Here is a 20,461-nt window from a genome sequence, read left to right on the forward strand (position 1 = left end):
TGCAGAAAAATTCCTGCAAGAGCGGATCTGGCTACGAAAATAAAATCAGGCTATCAATCGATCTTGAAATTATCGACTATAGATTTCAACGTAGCTGCCAACTGCTGGAGGTCATCCGCACTGGATTTCACCTGATGACTTGAGGAAGAGATCTCGCTTGAGGCCGAATTGACCGTAGCAATATCCTGGGTGATGGAACTTGCCACCACCGAGCTCTGGTTGACGTTCTCATTGACCTCCGACATCCCTTGGGAGGCCTGGGCGATATTGTCTGCGATCTCCTGGGTGGCGGCACTCTGCTCACTCACCGCCGTGGATATGACCGAGACAATTTCATTGATGCTGTTAATCACCTGAGAGATCTGGTTAATCTCGCCCACGGTTGTATCGGTTGTCTGCTGCATCTCCTCAATCTGCTTTTTAATGTCCTGGGTCGCTGTAGCTGTCTGCTTGGCCAGCTCTTTTATCTCATTGGCTACAACGGCAAATCCCTTGCCAGCCTCACCGGCACGGGCCGCTTCTATGGTGGCGTTCAAAGCCAGCAGGTTGGTCTGCTCGGAGATCTCGGTAATGGTTTCCGTCACCTTGCCAATGGCCAGAGCCGCTTTCCCAAGTTCTGCCATACGCTCAGAGGTGGAGCCTGCCTGCTCGACAGCAGCCAGGGATATGGAGTTGGCTTCCTGGACGTTATGGGCAATTTCACCAATGGTAGCGGTCATCTCTTCGGCAGCGCTTGCCACCATGGATGTGTTGGTGGTGGACTCTTCCATGGCCGCTGCCACATTATTCAGATTAGTGGTCATCTCTTCGGCGGCCGCAGCAACAGAGTCTGCCCTCTGGGAGGTATCTTCGGAAGAGCTGGAGAGATCTGTTGCGATTCTAGAAAGATCAGTAGAAGAGGCATCAATGGAACGGGTATTCCCCGCGATGTCACCGATGATCCCCTGGAGCTTTTCAATAAACGTATTAAACCACTGGGCCAGCTCACCTATCTCGTCTTTAGAGTTGACCTGCAGGCGCATGGTCAAATCTCCTTCTCCATGGGCAATATCCTGCAGTCCGGCAACAGCACGTTTCAGGGGGAGAACAATGGAGCGGGAAAACATCAGCACGACTGCACAAACCACAAACACAGCCACAAAGGTGGTCACCAAAATTGAATTGCGGATGGAGTGAGAGGCGGCGAGAAATTCATCCCTATCCTGGGTAACGGCAACAGACCAACCTTTGAGGGGAACCGGGGCAAATCCCGCAATTTTGGGTACGCCGCGAAACACATAGGATCGCGCGCCACTCTCTCCATTCATCATTGACTTGGTTATGGACGCCATATCCTTAAGCGAGGTCAGATCAAGCTTCATTTCCAACTCTTTTTTGGGGTGGACGATGATCAATCCCTTGCTGTTGCACATAAAGGCATAGCCGGTTTTCCCCACCTTGATATCAGATATATGACGGGTTAATGGCGCAGCCCGCAAAGAAAGGCCAAAAATTCCCAAAAAATCTCCGGAAAGAGAGGTGATGGGTGCACAGAGTACATAGATAACATCGCCGGTTACCTTTGAATGGACGATCTCCCCGGCGACGGGTTTACCGCTTGTTTTGGCCTTTTGAAAATAGCTCATATCGGCAAGATTCACCCCCTTGTACTCCTTGCCGCTGGCTAACTCACCGGTATACATGAACCCTTTTTCATCGGTGACAAAGATACCCAGGTAGCTGGAATCAAGTTGTTTAAACTGGTCCTTCATCTGCTTGCGCAGCTCAGCAATATCATCCTTGGCAGCTGCCAGCCCCTCTCGTTTAATCTTTTCTCCAATCAGGCGAATGTTCGTATCGACCGCATGGGCAGCCGCGGTCTTGAGCTGCGCATCGAGGGTGGATTCAACCAGCGCTGCCATATTACTGGCCTGGGATGCGGCATTGTTGCGCGCTGTTTCGCTCAGCGAGTGGGAAGATTTAGATACAGCAAGAAAGCCCACTACCAACAAAGGAAGGGCCACTGCCACACATCCTCCTGCAATAAGACGAAAGCTAATAGATCGAAAATTCATTGGTGTTCTCCTTGTTTCAACTGGATTAGAAGCGCTCCCGGCTTCCTGGTATCAGTTTCTTTCTTCCATGGTTTGGCGGTCGTCAACGCGCCACAATCTGGTACAGAAATACAACATGATGCTGAACTACAAGGGTACAGAGGCCAATCTGACCGAATTGTCTCTCACTTAACTGAAATCGGAAAGATAAGCTAAAAAATCTTCTGAATTTAAAGGCTTGCTGTAATAAAATCCCTGGATTTGCTCACAACCACAGCGTTTGAGCCAGGCAAGCTGGTCCGCTGTCTCCACACCTTCGGCAACCACGGGAATACCAAGATTGTGGGCCATAAGAATGATGGTCTCCACCAGTTGCGCATCCGAGGGGTCTTCGGTGATGTCGCGAATAAACGAACGATCAATTTTCAGGGTTTTAATGGGAAAACGTTTGAGGTAGGAAAGCGAGGAATATCCCGTGCCGAAATCATCAATGGCAATGGCAAACCCATGGCCGACCAACTCGTTGAGGGTGTCGATGGTTTTGGCCAGGTTTTTCATCATCGCAGTTTCCGTAATCTCCAGCTCAAGCTGGCTGCTGGGCAGGTTGAATGTCTGGAGAATATCGAGGATTCGTTCCACCAGGTTCTCCTGGACAAACTGCTGGGACGAAAGATTCACAGAGAGTATCAGAGCAGGTCCCTTCGCTGCGTTGAGCGCGCTTAAAAAGCGACAGGTCTGCTCCAGAACCAGTTCTCCAAGTGGGATAATCAGACCGGTTTCCTCGGCTAGGGGAATAAAATCAGCCGGGCTAACCAGCGATCCATCAGCCTGCTGCCAGCGCACCAGTGCCTCTGCGCCGACTATACGTTCGGAAAAGGGGTCGACTTTGGGCTGAAAAAAAACGGTAAATTCCCTATTTTGCACGGCCTGGCGTAGATTATTTTCAAGCTCCCGCAGGTAGGAAATCCGTTCACTTAAATCCGGGGTAAACAGGCAGGCGCTGTTTTTCCCCTGAGATTTCGCCTGATACATGGCGATGTCGGCGTGTTTGATCAGGGTTTCGGCGTTACTGCCGTCGTTTGGATAAAAGGCCGCGCCGATACTGGCGCTGACAAAAACCTCCTGGCCATCCACTTGAAAAGGGGCGGCCATACTTTTAAGCAATCGTTCAATAAGAGGGGGCACCACATCCTCGGAGGTAATGGCTGCCATCAACAGTAAAAATTCATCCCCTCCAAGCCGAGCCACGGTATCTTCTTCCCGGACCTGAGCCACCAGCCGGTTGGTGACCTGCAGCAGCAGGGTATCTCCACTGGCATGCCCGAGGCTGTCGTTGATTTTTTTAAAGTTATCCAGGTCCAGGATAAGCACGACGAGTCGGGTCCCCCCTCGTCGAACATGGGCAATGGAGACCTCAATGCGATCCATAGCCAGGCGCCGATTGGGCAATCCGGTCAGGCTGTCATGGTAGGCCTGGTGAACGATATGCTCTTTTTGCCGCTTTAACTCGGTAATGTCATGAAACAACCCCACATAATGGGTGACTCGGTTTCCCTGATCGCGGATAGCGCTTATACTTAAAATCTGAGGAAAGTCCTCTCCTGTTTTTCGAGAGTTCCAGCTCTCACCGCTCCAGCGCCCGGTCTGTTTCAGCTCTTTTAACAGTTGGAGATAAAAGCTGATTTCATGCCGCTTGTTTTTGAACATACGCACATTTTTGCCGAGCGTATCTTCAGGGGTATAGCGGGTGATATCGCTAAAGGCCTGATTAATTGTCAGGATATTTCCCTGAGCATCGGTAATAACGATACCTTCCAGAGCCTGTTCCACCGCATTCCGATAAAGAAGCAGCTGTTCTTCAGCCCCTTTGCGTTCCCTGATTTCCTCAAGTAAATCCTGATTGACTTGAGAGAGTCGCAAAATATACCGGTTAAAATGGTGGCCTAACTCACCTATTTCCCCAAGACCGTCTTCTTCGGCCAGCACATCCAGATCTCCGCCAACAGCCTGCGCCATCTGACCGGCTAATCGTGCCAGAGGATTGGCAATCAGGTTCCCCAGAGTAAGTCCCAGAGGAAGCACTAAAACAAGAGCGATGAGGATAATAAAGCCAATGATCCAGCTCAGACGCGCCAGCGGTTGTAAAAACTCCTCCTCATAAACCGTTGAGGCCACAATCCAATCAAGTTCTTGAATGTAGTTAAAAAAAACAATTTTTCGTTGCGGCTTTTCTTGGGAGGAATCCTTCCAGGTGTACACAAGCTGGCCATTTTTTTGCGCCAACATACGCTCGAATAACCGCTTGGCGGCAGGATTCCCCATGGTGTTGACATTTCCCACCATCCAGGGATGTTGGATCACATCGCCTGAACCACTAAAAATAAAGGCATAGCCGGTGCGTCCAAAGTGGTGGGCATTGAGCCCTTTGCGCAAATCCCTGGCAAGGAAGTTGAATTCGTGCTGGTAGCAGGTCACCGAAACAATCCAGTCCCAAGGTTGGAAGTAGGCCATAGCAAGGGTCTTGGGTGAGGTGGAGCTTTCTCCAGGATTCTTCCAGGTATAATCAAGCAAACCGGATTTTCGTGCAATCTGTTGGCGTATAAACGACCTGTGAGAGATGTCTTTACCAATTAATGAAGCAGCGGGATGCACCTTCACGCGCCCTTGCGAGTTGATCACATAGACATACCCCTGATCACCGATATGTTGTTGCAAAAACAAGCGCTCCGCCTGATCTTGTGCTTCAGCACGGCTTAATGCGCCTACCTGCACCTGCCCTTCTAAAAAGCGCAGCGTATCAATGTTGACCTGGGCAATTGTCTGCAGATGGTTGCGGATAGCAAGGTTGGCCGCATTTTCCACCACCTCTTTCACCGACAAGGTCGAGGTGGCCAGCTTTTCCATCATATTGTTCCGCATGGTACTGTGGACAAAATGATAAATACCAACCCCGGTAATAATGATCACAAGGGCGGTTGAGAGGAAAAAAAGGTTCAGAATATGAAAACGGATCGAACGTCGTCTGGAAAACAACGGCCTGAGTATGGGGGGGAGTTGATTAAACATGGTAGCTCCGAGCATTAGACCCCAAAATTTACCCTTCAAGAGTCCCGGTGCGGATTAATCCCCGATCAAGGTGAGAGGAGATTTTCAGAAGTAATTCTTCATCAAGCTGCGCCAGCAGTTCAAGCTCCAGTCCTGTGAGTTCAATGCCGAGTTGGTAACAGGCCTCGGGAAGCGAGCGGCTGGCCAAACGCCGAAACTGCTCGTCAGTCAGAAGTCGGCCAAGACAATATTCCACACCTTGCTGCGACATATTCCTCCTTCCCACTTAAAAAAATCCTGCATCCGTGACGGCGGGTGGTCACTCTACAACTTGCCCTATTCATGCGATACAGATTTTACAAAAAAACACTTGTAGTCGTTCAGCTTCACCTGCCTTCACGTATTCAGAGAAAATCTCACCATGCCTCATTCCTAACAAGGATAGCAGAATACATGCCACGTATTTTTGTCTTTAATTTCAATTTATTACAAAAACGAAAAAAACGAAAAATGTCCCCAGGAGAACAAGTTGTCCCTCTGGGGACAATTTATTCAAGTCTAATAAAAAAATTTTCGCGTGGTTTTCAGAAGACGAGCAGCGGCTGATTTATTGTTGCCGCTCTGTTTGAGTGACCACTCTTTGAGCCGATCATGAACCGCCTCTAAAGAAAACTCTTCAGGACTAAAGTCAAAATGCAGGGAGAGCCTGGACTGCTCAGGTAGAAATGATGTATTTTCAGCCTGTTGAAGACGAAGATGCTGAGGTTGAATCAACTCACCATTGGTAATAATAGTCGCGTATTCCAGACGATTGCGCAGTTCACGCACATTTCCAGGCCAGTCATGGGCCAAAAGGAAATCCAGGGCTGACCGGGAGAGTCCAGGGAGCGGTTTTCCCTGATGCTGGCGGAAAGAGGCGAGAAAATGTTCCGCCAAGGCCGGAATATCCTCTTTTCGCTCGCGAAGTGGTGGAATATAAAGTGGAAATACATTGAGTCTAAAAAACAGGTCAGAACGGAACTGTCCCGTATGGGACAACTCTTTAAGGTCTCGATGGGTTGCGACTATCACACGAAAATCAGCCTTATGGGCCTGATCTGAGCCTAATTGCTCATACACCTTTTCCTCGAGCAACCGTAGCAGCTTAGCCTGGAGGAGAGAGGGCATGTCGCCGATTTCATCGAGAAAAAGGGTACCACCGCCCGCACGGGCACATTTGCCTTCACGCGCGGCTTCCGCGCCGGTAAAGGCGCCCTTCACATGGCCAAAGAGTTCACTTTCCAACAAATTTTCGGGTATGGCTGCACAATTGACCGGAACAAAGGTCGCAGGAGAACAGCCGGACGCCGCATGAATAGCTCGCGCAAGCACCTCTTTCCCTGAGCCGGATTCTCCCAAAATACTCACTGTGGTCTCTGCAAAGGTGGCTACCTGTCTGGCCGCCTGCAATACCGCCCCCATGGCCGGTGAGACGGTCTTGATACTTTCAAAACTGAACTGCTGCTTATAGTATCCCTCGATCTGATCGCAGCGCTGACGTAATCGTGCCCCTTCAAGGCTTCGGGCAACAGTGAGCAGAAGTTCCTCGCTGATTATGGGTTTGAGTAAATAATCGTCCGCCCCCTGCTTCATCGCCTGGACAGCAGACTCAACGCTTCCGTGGGCGGTGACAACCACAAAGGGTAACTCCGGAAATCGATTCTGCACCTCGGCCAGAAGGGAAAAGCCATCCAGCTCAGGCATAACCAGGTCAGAGAGGATCAGGTCGACTCTCTGTTGCTGCATGATTTTAAGAGCAACACTGCCGTTTTCAGCGCAGGCGGTCTTGTAGCCAGCATCCTGCAGGTAATTGTTGAGGAGAAAGCGAAAACTTGTCTTGTCATCGACAATCAGTATTCTGGCTGGGCTCATAAATGCCTATCCTTTAGGGTGTCTTGAATAATTAGATTTTTCAATCAAGGTCAAGGATTGCTGACAATTTTACCGCAGGCATATAGTTGATATTCCGAGGATAAAATTTTCAGCATGACGCAGAGATTGGAAGAAAAAGCAATTATTCAAGATTCCCTTTACTTGCTGCACACAGCTTTCCGCTGCCATGGTTAATGGCCCCTCCCAAGAGAGCGGGACAAAAAATCAGTTCATCACAATAGGTAAGGGTGTCTTGAGTCATGAGGATATCTTGAATACGTATATTCAAGATTTTCCAACACAAGGATTCAAGTCTCTCTCTTTTCGGTTACAAACGCCGGAGGCTTTAAATGACTGTAGAGCTTTTGCACCAATGAATTGAGTGCGCATAATGGCAGCTCGTCGGCCCCCTGATGAAGACGCAGGGCAAGCTCTCCTGCCTGCCCATCGGCCAGATAACCACACAAACCTTTCAGACTGTGTGCTGCTTCGAGAATCTGCTCACGATTGGAGAGCAAAAACGCCTGATCAAGCTTATTTTTCTCAGCTTCAATATCCTCCCAAAGCAGGTGGGCATAGGTAACAATACGCGCCTGATCAGATCCCATATCCACCATTACCTTTGCGTCTAATCCAAAGGATTGCAGCTCCTGGTCCGATTTGTTTTTCTGCTCGATTGCTCCGCTTTCACCGGTCTTGGCACGTGCACCTGTGCAATAAGTACGCAAAACAACACAGAGTTTCTGCAGATCGAGAGGTTTGCACAGCACCTCCTGCATACCAGCCTGCAAGGCTCGTTCTCTGGTTCTCTCATCGGTATCAGCCGTATAGGCGATAATCGGTGTTTGTCCCTGCTTGAGCGCTCTTTCCCGGGAACGGAGCCGCCCGGCCAACTCCAAACCGTTGAGATTGGGCATCCATAAATCAAGAATAATACAGTCAAAAAGACGTTCTTCCACCCGTTTGAGCGCTTCCTCGCCGTTTTCTACAGTGATAACCCGGTGCCCCCACTCCCGCAAAGTTTTCTCCAGGAGCAAACGGTTAAAGCCGTTATCCTCTACGACCAAGACCAAAAGAGAGCTGGAAAGACCGCCGCACTCCTGTTCCAGCACAACCGGTGCACAGATTCGAACAGGCACCCTGACAGTAAAACAGCTTCCCTGACCAAGTTGACTCTGCACTTCAATGGATCCGCCCATAAGCGTCACCAACCGCTGAACAATGGCCAGCCCCAAACCGGTTCCACCGTATCTTCGACTGATCCCCGGATCGATCTGTTGAAAAGGCTCAAAAAGAAGATCCTGCTTGCTTAAATCGATGCCAATACCAGTGTCCTCTACCTCAAGACGCAACCAGAAATAGTCGTCTTTCGCTGTGCTCCTTTCCCCTTGGACTCGAAGGACAACGGAACCATCGTCAGTAAATTTCAAGGCGTTGGCAAGGAGATTCGACAGAACCTGACGTAATCTGGTTGCATCCCCCACAACCCAGGCGGGAAGCTCAGGCCCCAGCTCCAGATTCATGGTGACCCCGGCACTCTTATCGACAAGGGGCGTAAACTGCCAGCGCAGGAGCTCCAGCACCTCGACCAGGTTAAATGGAGCATCCTTAATGCGTAACTGTCCAGCCTCCACTCTGGACATATCGAGCACATCGTTGACCAAGTCCATGAGGAGATGCGCTGATTGATCCAGGATATCAATATATTGACGCAATTGATCATCATCCGAGGTCCGACGGGCAAGACCACTGAATCCAACCAGGGCATTGAGCGGGGTCCTGATTTCATGGCTGACCAGGGCAAGGAAATCAGACTTGACCTGACTGGCCTTTTCAGCGGCTTCACGCGCCTCGTTCAGCCGATCTTCATGCAGCTTCTTTTCCGTTAAATCAAAAGAATATCCAAAATAGGACTCCACTTCTCCCTGATCATTAAATCGGGGAATAAGGTCCGTGAGATGCCAGTGGAGATCTCCATTCCGGTCATAGATACGATACTCCACCCCACGTTGCTCCTCTCCACTACAAAGCAGCTTTTCCTTGTAGTGCTCACAGTGGGCAAGATCCTCGGGATGGACAAATTCCTTGAAATATTTGCCAACAACATCAGCCTCTTCAAAGCCAAGCTGCCTCCTGAAGCTGGGGGAGACATACGTTATCCTCCCCTTTGGGGTGATGGTGTAAATAATAGCATGACTGTTTTCAACCAGTGAACGATACTGTTCCCGGGCATCTCGCAAAGCTGATTCAGATTTTTTCCAGTCAGAAATATCCTGAATTATAAGGACATTGGCGGATTTCCCCTCAGCTCCTTCAGCCAGGGGGGTTGAGCGAATGCGAACATCCGCGCCGAGAACGGGCAAATACGTCTCCACCGTTTGCGGCGTTTGCGTCTGACAGATTGTTCTCTGGGGACAGTGATCAACCAGCTCCCCCAAACCACAGAGCAAGCGGCAACAGTGTTGCCCGACGATGGCTTCTTTGGAAAGCAGTAAACGCTCTACCAAGGCACTGTTCACCCGGGTTATGCGCCGTTTTCCATCAACGACGATCAACATATTGGGTGAGGTATCAATGATACGTTCCCAGAAGATTTCCGAAGCTGCAATCTCACGTCTGCGACTCTCCGACTCATGGTAGAGTTCTTTAAGTTCACTGTGAGCATAAAAGGAAGATCTACGGTAGCGGTACCAGGTCGTGGAGACCAGGGTGCATATGACATTCACGGCAAGGTAACCGCTGAGCGGAGATATCGGGTTGATATAGCTCTGTTTCGATTTAACCAGAACCAAAAGCAGAAAACTCCCCAGGCTCAAGGTGATCGGTGGCAACACCCGCCACAACCATTTGCCGGGCTGCAGGGTATATAGCGCCAGGATAACGCAGAAATCAAGAGGAATATAGCCGGTGTAATCAGGAGGCCTGGAGAGATTACCCAAAAGCACAAACACCACTGTGCAGATTGCCAAGACCAGGATGAAACGGTCAAAATACACAGGATCGCGCAGGCGATTGATCCCAACCAGGATACCAAAGGAAAAACAGATATAAACACAGCGCAGGGCAACCACCCAAGGCAACAGAGGCTGGTTGTGCAGGAGCAGATAATCTGTACGGAGGAGCAAAAAATTGATCAGCAGGCCAAAGGCAATCAGGAGGGAACATGTACGTACATCCTGAGGGAAAAAGGCGCTTCTGTACGTCTCATCGCCCGGGAGGCTCCGGGCCTGTATAACCTCGGCAAGCTTGTTGCTGACCATATCCCCCATCCCCTAGGTAGAACACTTTCTAACCTCTCTATTTTGCAATGAATTTATAGCTATTACCTCACTGCAGCCATAAAATCACATCGTTTTTGTTAAATTTGCATTTTTTTGCGAACAACTTTGCCAATTCCCTTCAACCCCTTGGGGCGACGGACTTTTCATCTCTAAACAACAATCGGCATATCTAGTGAGAAATGTTGAAAGAAAAAACTTTAAACGACCTTGGTGTGTGTTTTGCTTACCCCCCAAGCGAACCCTCTTCCTTTCAACCTCCACACTCTCTCCGAAATGATGCGTACACACGAGAACAGCGATGATACGGACCATTCTTTTTTAGATCAATGCGATGAGCTTCTTCCCCCGCTCTTCCCCCAGGTCGATTATCGCGGTGCGAAACACGCTCCCCCAGAGCAGGAATACGAAGAGGTGAAACGGTATCGTTCTTTGTTCAACAACTCCCTGGAGGGTATTTTTTTCACCACGCCGGATGGCCGCTATCTGGATGTCAACCCGACACTGGCACGCATTTACGGCTTTTCCACACCAGAACAACTTATTCGTCATTTCAAGGACATTAAGCACCAGTTGTATGTGCGGCCGGAACGTCGGGATGAATTTATCTCCATCCTCGAAAGGGATAAACGTATCATCGGTTTTGAATCACAGGTTCGAAAACGAAACGGAGAGATTATCTGGATCAGTGAGAATGCGCGGCCGGTGTACAATCCTTCCGGTGGGATCAGCTACTATGAAGGCACGGTCATGGATATTACCGCCCGCAAGGAGGCGGAAGAGGAACTGGAGTTGCAACGCGCCTTTTTTTCCCAACTCTTTGACAACTCCCCCCAGGCGATTGTCATCATCGACACCAAACGAAATGTGGTGAACTGCAATCAGGGGTTTGAGCGGCTCTTTGGCTACAGGGCCGTCGATATCATTGGCTTCGGCATGCGGGCGCTTATTGTTCCTGAGGGATTGATGGTTGAGTGTGAAAATGTCCGCAATACGATTTTATCCGGTGAAACCGTGCAGTGTGAAACCCAGCGCCGCCATCGAAACGGAAGCATGATCCCCGTTGACATGATCGGCTTTCCCATCCAGGTCGGTTCTTCGACAAGTGGAATCATTTATATCTACGAAGACATCTCCGAACGTAAATCTTTTGAAGAGCAAATCACCCATCAGGCCTTTCACGATTCTCTCACCGGATTACCCAACCGTACTCTTTTTGGGGAACGTTTGGAGCGGGCGCTGGAGCGCTCGCATCGACGCCCTGAACTGTACTACTCGGTGTTGATGATAGACCTCAACAAATTCAAAGCGGTCAACGACTCCCTGGGGCATCCGGCCGGAGATCAGCTTCTCATCGAAGTGGGCCAGCGCTTGTCGGTCTGTGTGCGTTCAGTGGATACCGTGGCCCGCCTTGGTGGTGACGAGTTCGCCCTCATTCTGGAAGAGTTCCCCGCTCGCAAAGAACTGCTCAAAATAGCGCGTCGTATGCATTCCATTCTCTGCGAACCGTTTTCTCTGTATGGAAACGAAATCACCCCTGGTGCCTCCATCGGCATCGTTGCTCAGCTCAATGAGTACACCAGCGCCGAAGAGGTCCTGCGGGATGCGGATATTGCCATGTATCGCGCTAAACAGCAAGGCAAGGGTATTGTCCTGTTTGACAAGCGTATGCACCTTGAACTGGTGGAATCGATCAATCTGGAGGCTGAGCTGAGAGAGACCATAAATAATGGTGCTTTGACCCTGCATTACCAGCCCATCGTTGCCGTGGATACGGAGCAACTGCTTGGCTTTGAGGCTCTGGTCCGCTGGGATCATCCCATGCGAGGCATGGTCCCTCCAGACCGTTTCATTCCCCTGGCCGAAGAAACTGGACTGATCATCGATTTGGGCAAGTGGGTCATTTCCGAGGCCTGCCACACACTCAAAGTCTGGCAAGATGACCAGGACCATGCACGCAGGCTGACCATGAGTGTCAATGTATCCTGCAGGCAACTTGCTGACGCCGGGCTGGTGGAGCATGTGACAGCCGTGCTCAGAAAAGAAAACCTCGCCCCGGCCAACCTCAAAATCGAGGTGACCGAATCAGTGATTATGCATGATGTCGACAGCGCCATCTCCGAACTCAATCGGCTGCGCGAACTCGGGGTCCAGATAGCCATTGATGATTTCGGCACAGGTTACTCCTCCCTTGCCTACCTCCGCCGTATCCCCATTGATCACCTCAAGATAGACCGCTCTTTTATTCGGGACTTTTCAGAGGGCAACAAGGAAAACGATCAGATTGTGCGTTCCATTATCTCCCTTGCCAGAAGCCTGGGCCTGGGTGTTATTGCCGAGGGGGTGGAAAACAGGGATCAACTGGACCGTCTGCGCAGCCTTAACTGCGACCGGGCGCAAGGATTTATGTTTTCCCGCCCAGTTGACCGGACCAAGGCGGCCACAATGATTCGCCAATACGCCGCCTCACAGGTGAGCTGACGGCAAAAAAAACGTATTCTGAGAATACGCGGAAGCGAAAAACAAAATGGGATATGTATTTTGCCCATGCCTCGCCCTCCCGTCGTCCCCGCCCAGTCAATTCTCCCTTAAAAAAAGGTCACACACTGATATGCTTGGACTGTTTACATCAAAAATCGTTGTTACTCGCCGTCACGAGGCTGCAGCCATTAAAGAGACACTCGCCGGTCGTTTTGATCTCAGCCAACGGTTCTCACTGCCGGGCACAGGGGCAGGCGACGATCTGGTTGAGGCCATAAACCAAATTTTTAAACGGTTACAAACATTTGTCTACGATCTCACCAAGCACAATGTGGAGACGGCAACCGTTGCGCCACAGGTCCAGACGATAGCCGCGCAGGTGCATCAGGGGGCAGAGTCATTAAGCCTGGAGGTCGAGCATATTCAACACACCTGCAACCGACTGGCGACAAGCATCAGTACATCCACGCACAGTGCCGGTCAGGCCCTTGAGCAATCGGCACGCATTGTAGCGGAAATCGATGCAACCCAGACCATCACCAATCAGGCTCTACAGAAAATGCAGTCCATGGAGCAAGGGGTTGAGCGGCTCAGTGGCTCTATCAACGAACTTGACCAACGTTCAAAAAACATCGGTTCCATCATTGAATCGATATCGGAAATCGCCGATCACACGGGCATGCTCTCTCTCAACGCCTCCATTGAGGCTGCGCGGGCAGGTGAGCATGGCGCTGGCTTTGGCGTTATCGCCCAAGAGATACGTCAACTCTCGCAGCAGACGGCCCAGGCAGCGCAGGAGGTGAAAGATTCATTGCTTGGTATCAGTGAACTTATCGGTCAGACCGTCAGCGCAGTTTCCCAGGTGCAGGAGGAAGTCGTCTCCGGGCTCGAGGGCAACCGGGAGGCAACAACGTCGCTTTCCCAGGTAGGCACTGAGCACCGTCATTTTCATACGCATCTGCAGTCAGTGATTGGTGCCGTTGAGGATCAAAAGACTGCGGTCTCGCAATTCGGAGAGGATCTTGGACACATTTCAACCATCGGCAGACAGGGACGCGAGGAAAGCAAACAACTGACGCAGCTTGCAGATCAACTCAAACACCTCACCGACCGCCAACTGCTCTCCACCGGCATCTTTATCTTACCCCAGTATAGAAAAGCGGAAAAAGCGGTACTGGCCCTGGCTTGCGAACAGGCCATAACTGCGCCGGGAACACAGACGGATCAAGTCCTGCTCAGACAATTAAGCGCCCTCTCCTATCTCGAATTGCTCTATCTGACAGACACTCAGGGGATACAGGTTTCCAGTAATGTTTTGCGCAACCAGGACAGTTGCCAATACGACACCCTGGCCAAAGGAAAAAACTGGAGTGGCAAAGAGTGGTTTCGCAATGTACGTGAAACAGGCAAGCCATTTATTTCCGAGATCTACAAATCAGAAGCAACGGACACGTTCTGCCTCACCATTGCCGTACCGGTGTGTAGCGGTACCACTTTCTCTGGAGTTCTGGGAGCGGATATTAATTTTGAAAACCTGTTAAAAATCTAGTCCTCCCCATAAAAAAAGACCTTGCGCCCAAGGGAAAGATGTCTAAGAATAATGATCAGTTGCATCTGAGTTTGTCTCAGTGGCTCAACCGGTTCGAATTCAGGGGCGACTGTAATGGCTGTGCCATCCAGCCCATGGGGCGATTGCAGCAGCGTGCTGAAATAGCCTCAAGTCTATCGCAAGAATGTCGATCCAAGGAGGAAATTTAATGCAAGATCGTCGTGAGTTTCTCAAAACAACTGCTCTCACCGCTTCTGTACTGGCCGTCGGTTCTGTCTCGCAAGCGCTGGCAACAGAAGCGCCAGCGTATCTCAACGTTGTATACAGCAAAGACAATCCTGGAAAATGGGCCGCCAAGGTAGGCAGCCATGCTCCAGAAATAACGGTGGAAGGCTCCAAGGTGACAGTGGTTACCAAACATCCCATGTCTGCGGCGCACTTTATTGTTCGCCACACCCTGGTGCTGGCCGATGGCACGCCTCTTGGAGCGACCACTTTCACCCCCACGGACACACCTGAATCAAGCTATGAGCTACCTGCAGGGTATAGCGGAAAAATCATGGCCACCAGCTTCTGTAATCGCCATGATTTTTGGGTAAGCGAGGCAATGGTGTGAAGCGGTTGAGGCGATCATAAACGCCAGGCCAGTACACGAATTGATTGACAAGGGTCCCCGTTATCACGGTGGGCCCTTTTTTTATCTTTCGAGGGGGGCATCTCAGTCTCAGTAACAGGAGACCTTGTTCCGTGACCACACGCCGTCACGGATTCAGGAATTTTTTTGTGCACGCAACATCCTCGCCACGGCTTTGACTGTTAACTTTTGTGTACAAATCCCCCAAACACACTGTCTACTTTTCTTGACAACTTTATCCCCTCCCCATAACAGGAATAACGAACAATACTCAAACTATTAACTCACCAATAATTGGGACATAATTTCACTCCTTTCAAACAACATCGTTCGACATTTGCTCAAGAGCAGCCCACCCCTCTTTCAACCGACATCTTAGCAAGGCTGCTTTCCCAGGAAAAACTGTCTAATTTCATAGACAAATCCCCCCTTGCCGCCACCTCACATTCTCCCGGAAAATTTTCAATAACAAACGGAAAACAAATGAAAAACAAATATTTTTACTCAACCATCCTTGCATGGCAAGATAAATGCAGCGTTAAAGAAGCCATTATATTTCCCCACGGCTCGTGAGCCACTAACAGAGAACTAAACGCGAAAAACGCCTATGCCCACATCTGCAGAAGCTCATCCTGGACATGCCTGGAAAAGAAATTGGCCCCCTCTGCTCTCCTCCTCCCTGGATATTCTGCGCAACCTGGCTGGATCAACCGAACAGGATTTTCTCAAGATTGGTCAACAGATGCAGGAAGCCTACATGCACACCGACGAACTTTCGCAGACAGCCAGGCAACTGGTTGATATAGCGGGAGGAGACCGAGTGGGCGAACTCATGGAGCAGCTTCGCCAAGTGCTGACGGAGATGGCAAGCTACCTGGATCAGGCACAACAGCGCAGCATGCATAATTCAAATCAGATTGGTCAGGTGGGGACGGTTCTTCGTCAGGTCGGCCAGCCGGTGGAAGATTTTCGCAGCATGGCCAAACAGCTCTATATCTTTGAAGTCCTTATTCGTATTGAATCCACTTATCTCCAGGATATGGGCGGAGAATTTTTAAACCTGGCAACAGACATTCGTAAACTCTCCTCGCAAATTAAGGGAAAGACCTCTGCCATCAAAGGAAATATTGACGAATTACTGAAAACCGTTGGGGAAAACAGCCGCTTCTTTGAAAAAGAACTCTCCCATGGCGAAGAACGGAAATCAACGGCCATTGAAAATACGGAACAAAGCCTGAGTTCACTTGAAAACATTCATCAGAACTATCTCAACTCAGGTACGCTCATCGAGTCAATCTCGACGCAAAACTCTAACGATATCAGTGAAATTGTTCAGTCACTCCAGATGGAGGACACCTATCGTCAACAGGTCGAACATGTGGTGGAAGCTATTGAAGGTGTTCTGCCTTTGTTTGCGCAGGTAGAAGAGGCCGATGCAACGAACAGTTCGGAGAAGGAACAAAGCGCGATTGTGAAAATTGGTGATGTCTGTGAGATTCAGCATGCACAGCTCAAGTTTGCCAGCAACGTTCTCTATGAATCTGTGGAAACCATTATTGCAAAGATAGCCAACCTGCAGATATCACAGGAGGAGATTACAGCAGATATCGCCTCAGGTTCTTCAACCACCCGCCAGGGCGACTCTTTTTTAGGTGAAATTACAACGAACATGACCGCTGTGACCGACCTGCTGCGGGAGTATGGTTCAACGACAGCGACCATGGATGACATGATGCACAATGTGCTGCGCACCATGGAAGAAGTGACGACCTTTGTCCATGATGTCGAACAGTTCGGCAGCGAGATAATCCAAATTGCCCTCAACGCCCGTATCAAGGCGGTCTCTACCGGAGAGGACGGAGCCTCCATGAGCACCCTCTCCGATGAGGTCGGTCAGCTCTCCAAGGATGCCATTCGCAGGACCGATATCATCTCCAAGGCCCTGGGAGAAATTCAAAGTATCACCGAGGCTATTTCCAGTGAATCAGAGAGTAAACAACACGCCTTAAGCGATCAGCTCATGGAAATGCAGCAGAGAATGCACCAACTCCTGGGCGACCTAGAAAACGTCGGTGGCGAGTTGCATATCCTGGTCGGCCAATTACAGCGCCAGGGACAAGCCCTGGCCACGGAATTTGACCAACTGACCCGCTCCATTCACGTGCACAATCGTACTCGCCAAATCGCCAGCGGCGTGCAGGAAAAGCTGGAACAGGTCTTTAGCGCCTCCCGCCAACTCTATCCTGCAAGCGATGCGTTCAAAGAAGAGCTGCATAATCTGGCCGATCGATACACCATGGAGAGTGAGCGGCGCATTCATGCTGAAATAGCGCAGCAACATGGCATTACCCTTAAAAAGTCAAAGCCTGTTCCAGCTGAGGCTGAAACCGATTCCGGTGAATTTGGGGATAATGTGGATCTCTTCTAACCTCAATTTTCAGCAAGAAGTGAACGTTCTTGAGGACAACCTGAATCCCTGACCATTCAAGATTCAGGTACAAGAACTCTTTTGATAAACTTAACCGCCTAAGCCGGTCTTTTTTTTAGGGAGTTACAATTATGGGAAAAACAATTATGACCGCCGACGATTCAGCCTCCATTCGCCAGATGGTCTCCTTTACTTTGAAACAAAATGGCTATGAGGTTGTTGAAGCGGTGGATGGCCAGGATGCCCTGACCAAGCTGAACGCGAAAAAGGTGGATCTGCTGCTGACCGATCTCAACATGCCCAAACTCGATGGCATTGGCCTGATTAAAGGTGTACGCACATCAAAGCTCAATAAATTTATCCCGATTGTCATGTTGACCACCGAGTCACAGGACTCCAAAAAGGCGGAGGGGAAAAAAGCTGGTGCAACCGGCTGGATTGTAAAACCGTTCAAACCAGAGCAGCTGGTGGCGGTGGTGAAAAAGGTGCTTGGCTAGGCTTTCGATCCTTGGGGCCCCGCGTGTATCACTGGGGCTCCTGCTCTGAGAGGGAGGATACAAAATGCTCAACATTGCCCAAGAACCGGCAGGAGAGAAAACGCTCATCATGCATATTGAGGGCGAACTCACCATTGAAACAGTCGCAGAATTACGCGAGAGCTTGCTGGAAGCGTTTGCAGCCCCCTGGAAAAATATTCAAATTGAGGCAGACAACTTAAGCGGCATCGATTTTTTCGGTCTCCAGCTACTCTGCGCAGCTCACCGCACCGCAGCCAGTAAAGATAAAGTTTTTTCCTGGCAGAGCGAACGCCCAGGCTTTCTTGACGAAGCCATGCTGACAGCCGGATTCACAAGACATTGCGGATGCAGCCTTTGTCCCCCCGGCCAAAAATGTATGTGGATTTAAGCCCATCCACACCGGCGCCCCATCTCCTTTTCACCAAGGATACGGATCATGTCTGATCAACATATAGAAGTATTCAGGGAAGAGGCTGCAGAACTGCTGGCCTCGCTGGAAACAGCTTTGTTGGAGCTTGAGGAATCTCCCCAAGACCAGGAACTGGTGGCTCAGGTTTTTCGAGCCATGCACACGATCAAAGGCTCCGGTGCCATGTTCGGCTTTGATGAGGTGGCCGAGTTCACCCATGAGGTGGAAACGGTTTTTGATCTGGTACGAAAGGGGGAACTCCCGGTAACCGGCAACCTGGTCAGTCAGAGCCTGTCTGCCCGTGATTATATTCGTTCGCTTCTCGAAGAGGATACAGAGGGCGAGGTAGACCGGGCACAAGGACAAAGGTTAATGGAAATCTTTCGCTCCATGGCCCAGGAGAGCAGCCCAAAGGCTGCCGAGCAACATGATGAAACTCCCGATCCACTGGAGCCTTCGGCCGATGCCGAACAAGATCTTGCAGGTGAGGCCACCTACCGGATTCGCCTGCGCCTGGCAGAAGATATCAGCCTCAGCGGCACCCGCCCCGAGGGCCTGCTCCGGGAACTCTCTGAACTGGGGCCTTGCAAGGTTGTGGCCCAACCAGAGCTTATCCCTCTCTTGGATACGCTTGTTCCTGAGCTATGCTACGTCCACTGGGACATCATTCTCAACACTTCGCGCGGTATCAACGCAATTAAAGATGTCTTTATCTTTGTCGAAGATGATGCGGAAATCAACATTGACGTCATTGATGATAACGACAGCGTTGACTCCGATCCTTCCTACAAACGCATTGGAGAGATTTTAGTCGAACGCGGAGATATCTCCCAGGAAGAACTCGACAGCATCCTTGCACCAGCCAAGCCCATTGGCCAGAAGCTTGTCGACATGCACAAGGTTACAACCGGTTCTGTTCAGGCCGCCCTGCATGAACAGGAAATGGTACGGGAGGTACGCAGTCAACGGAAGACCAAAGAAAGCACCTCAAGTGTCCGCGTCCCCGCTGACAGGCTGGATGAGTTGGTCAACCGCGTGGGCGAACTGGTCACAGTACAGGCTCGGCTTTCCCAGGCAGCCAACATGCGTAATGACAACGAACTGCTGGCCATTGCCGAAGAGGTTGAACGCTTAACCGCTGAGCTGCGCGACACCTCGCTCAATATGCGCATGCTGCCCATAGGAACAACGTTTAGTAAATTCAAACGGTTAGTCCGCGATCTCTCCAATGAGCTCAACAAAAAGGTCGATCTGAAGACAACGGGAGCCGAAACCGAGATCGATAAAACCGTTATCGAAAAACTCAATGATCCCCTGGTGCATCTGATCCGTAACAGCCTGGATCATGGCATAGAGTCACCGGAGACGCGTCAGGCCGCAAACAAACCTGCAACCGGGACGGTTCTTCTGGCGGCGGCCCATTCAGGCGACAGCGTGGAGCTTATAATCAAAGATGACGGCAAGGGGCTTGATCGCGATGCCATCTTTACCAAAGGTGTGGAACGGGGGCTGATTACCCCGGATGCCCAACTCAGTGACACTGAGGTGTTCAACCTTATCTTTGCCCCGGGATTTTCCACTGCCCAGCAGGTGACCGGTATCTCCGGTCGGGGCGTGGGCATGGATGTGGTCAAGCGCGCCATTGACAATCTACGCGGGAATATTTGCATCGACAGCCAGCCAGGGGAAGGGTCCACCATTACCATTCGTATACCGCTGACCCTGGCCATTGTAGAAAGCCTGCTGGTCAGTGTGGATGAGGACAACTACGCCCTGCCCCTGTCTATTGTCGAGGAATGTGTGGAGCTGAGCCAGGAGGATATCGCGCGGGCCCACGGACGTAATTTAATCAACGTCCGCGAGCAGATCGTGCCCTACATTCCCCTGCGTGAAGAGTTTGACGTACCCTCTGAGCCACCGCCGCTGCAGCAGGTTGTGATCACCAGTGTCAACGGTACCCAGGTCGGTCTGGTGGTGGATCAGGTCATTGGGCAGCATCAGTCGGTGATTAAGAGCCTGGGCCGTGTCTATCGAGACGTTCAGGGTATTTCCGGCGCGACCATATTGGGCGATGGCAGCGTGGCCCTGATTCTTGATATCAACCACCTTGCGTATCGAGCCGAACAGGCAGGTTAAACAATAAACAACCATTTCCTTCCAGCTAACAACCTACAA

The 20,461-nt window shown here is 50.6% G+C and carries 12 protein-coding genes; 7 read left to right on the forward strand and 5 right to left on the reverse strand.

Translation table 11 applies throughout. The features are described from left to right. Nucleotides 1-53: 53 nt before the first annotated feature. From JWJ90_RS11520 to JWJ90_RS11540, 5 genes are all read right to left on the reverse strand, one after another. Nucleotides 54-2,054 carry a methyl-accepting chemotaxis protein gene (locus JWJ90_RS11520; RefSeq protein ID WP_205227374.1) on the reverse strand — a complete coding sequence of 667 codons (2,001 nt, stop codon included), beginning with the start codon at nt 2,052-2,054 and terminating at the stop codon, nt 54-56. Between the two features lie 168 nt (nt 2,055-2,222). Further along, nucleotides 2,223-5,099, reverse strand: coding sequence for a bifunctional diguanylate cyclase/phosphodiesterase (locus tag JWJ90_RS11525; RefSeq protein WP_205227375.1), 2,877 nt, complete (start codon nt 5,097-5,099; stop codon nt 2,223-2,225). Between the two features lie 28 nt (nt 5,100-5,127). Next, nucleotides 5,128-5,349, reverse strand: coding sequence for an Os1348 family NHLP clan protein (locus tag JWJ90_RS11530; protein ID WP_205227376.1), 222 nt, complete (start codon nt 5,347-5,349; stop codon nt 5,128-5,130). A 287-nt stretch (nt 5,350-5,636) separates the two neighbouring features. Then, a complete protein-coding gene (locus tag JWJ90_RS11535) occupies nt 5,637-6,989 on the reverse strand; it encodes a sigma-54-dependent transcriptional regulator (protein WP_205227377.1) in 1,353 nt (450 codons plus the stop codon). A gap of 308 nt (nt 6,990-7,297) precedes the next feature. Then, nucleotides 7,298-10,249: a PAS domain-containing hybrid sensor histidine kinase/response regulator gene (locus tag JWJ90_RS11540; RefSeq protein ID WP_205227378.1), complete on the reverse strand. Its 2,952-nt coding sequence runs from the start codon at nt 10,247-10,249 to the stop codon at nt 7,298-7,300. 294 nt (nt 10,250-10,543) lie between these two features. Between JWJ90_RS11540 and JWJ90_RS11545 the strand changes: the two genes are divergently transcribed. The 7 genes from JWJ90_RS11545 (at nt 10,544) to JWJ90_RS11575 (ending at nt 20,422) form a co-directional block, all read left to right on the forward strand. Next, complete coding sequence (locus JWJ90_RS11545) at nt 10,544-12,748, forward strand: putative bifunctional diguanylate cyclase/phosphodiesterase (protein ID WP_205227379.1); 2,205 nt, start codon at nt 10,544-10,546, stop codon at nt 12,746-12,748. A gap of 130 nt (nt 12,749-12,878) precedes the next feature. Then, entirely contained in the window at nt 12,879-14,297 is a 1,419-nt protein-coding gene (locus tag JWJ90_RS11550) for a methyl-accepting chemotaxis protein (protein WP_205227380.1), read from the forward strand. Between the two features lie 208 nt (nt 14,298-14,505). Beyond that, a complete protein-coding gene (locus JWJ90_RS11555) occupies nt 14,506-14,913 on the forward strand; it encodes a desulfoferrodoxin family protein (protein WP_205227381.1) in 408 nt (135 codons plus the stop codon). 625 nt (nt 14,914-15,538) lie between these two features. Continuing rightward, nucleotides 15,539-17,359 (forward strand): methyl-accepting chemotaxis protein, encoded by a 1,821-nt coding sequence (locus JWJ90_RS11560; protein WP_205227382.1) that lies wholly within the window; start codon nt 15,539-15,541, stop codon nt 17,357-17,359. A gap of 131 nt (nt 17,360-17,490) precedes the next feature. Continuing rightward, entirely contained in the window at nt 17,491-17,856 is a 366-nt protein-coding gene (locus JWJ90_RS11565) for a response regulator (RefSeq protein WP_205227383.1), read from the forward strand. Nucleotides 17,857-17,920: 64 nt separating this feature from the next. Further along, a complete protein-coding gene (locus JWJ90_RS11570) occupies nt 17,921-18,265 on the forward strand; it encodes an STAS domain-containing protein (protein ID WP_205227384.1) in 345 nt (114 codons plus the stop codon). A 48-nt stretch (nt 18,266-18,313) separates the two neighbouring features. Next, on the forward strand, nt 18,314-20,422 hold the full coding sequence (locus tag JWJ90_RS11575) for a chemotaxis protein CheA (RefSeq protein WP_205227385.1): 2,109 nt from the start codon (nt 18,314-18,316) through the stop codon (nt 20,420-20,422). Nucleotides 20,423-20,461: the final 39 nt, after the last annotated feature.

The organism is Desulfobulbus rhabdoformis, assembly GCF_016919065.1.
GTDB classification, from domain to species: Bacteria; Desulfobacterota; Desulfobulbia; order Desulfobulbales; family Desulfobulbaceae; genus Desulfobulbus; species Desulfobulbus rhabdoformis.

Coding starts and splice junctions, on each gene's coding strand:
- JWJ90_RS11520 (WP_205227374.1), bottom strand. CDS start 2,054: ATGAATTTTCGATCTATTAGCTTTCGTCTTATTGCAGGAGGATGTGTG.
- JWJ90_RS11525 (WP_205227375.1), bottom strand. CDS start 5,099: ATGTTTAATCAACTCCCCCCCATACTCAGGCCGTTGTTTTCCAGACGA.
- JWJ90_RS11530 (WP_205227376.1), bottom strand. CDS start 5,349: ATGTCGCAGCAAGGTGTGGAATATTGTCTTGGCCGACTTCTGACTGAC.
- JWJ90_RS11535 (WP_205227377.1), bottom strand. CDS start 6,989: ATGAGCCCAGCCAGAATACTGATTGTCGATGACAAGACAAGTTTTCGC.
- JWJ90_RS11540 (WP_205227378.1), bottom strand. CDS start 10,249: ATGGTCAGCAACAAGCTTGCCGAGGTTATACAGGCCCGGAGCCTCCCG.
- JWJ90_RS11545 (WP_205227379.1), top strand. CDS start 10,544: ATGATGCGTACACACGAGAACAGCGATGATACGGACCATTCTTTTTTA.
- JWJ90_RS11550 (WP_205227380.1), top strand. CDS start 12,879: ATGCTTGGACTGTTTACATCAAAAATCGTTGTTACTCGCCGTCACGAG.
- JWJ90_RS11555 (WP_205227381.1), top strand. CDS start 14,506: ATGCAAGATCGTCGTGAGTTTCTCAAAACAACTGCTCTCACCGCTTCT.
- JWJ90_RS11560 (WP_205227382.1), top strand. CDS start 15,539: ATGCCCACATCTGCAGAAGCTCATCCTGGACATGCCTGGAAAAGAAAT.
- JWJ90_RS11565 (WP_205227383.1), top strand. CDS start 17,491: ATGGGAAAAACAATTATGACCGCCGACGATTCAGCCTCCATTCGCCAG.
- JWJ90_RS11570 (WP_205227384.1), top strand. CDS start 17,921: ATGCTCAACATTGCCCAAGAACCGGCAGGAGAGAAAACGCTCATCATG.
- JWJ90_RS11575 (WP_205227385.1), top strand. CDS start 18,314: ATGTCTGATCAACATATAGAAGTATTCAGGGAAGAGGCTGCAGAACTG.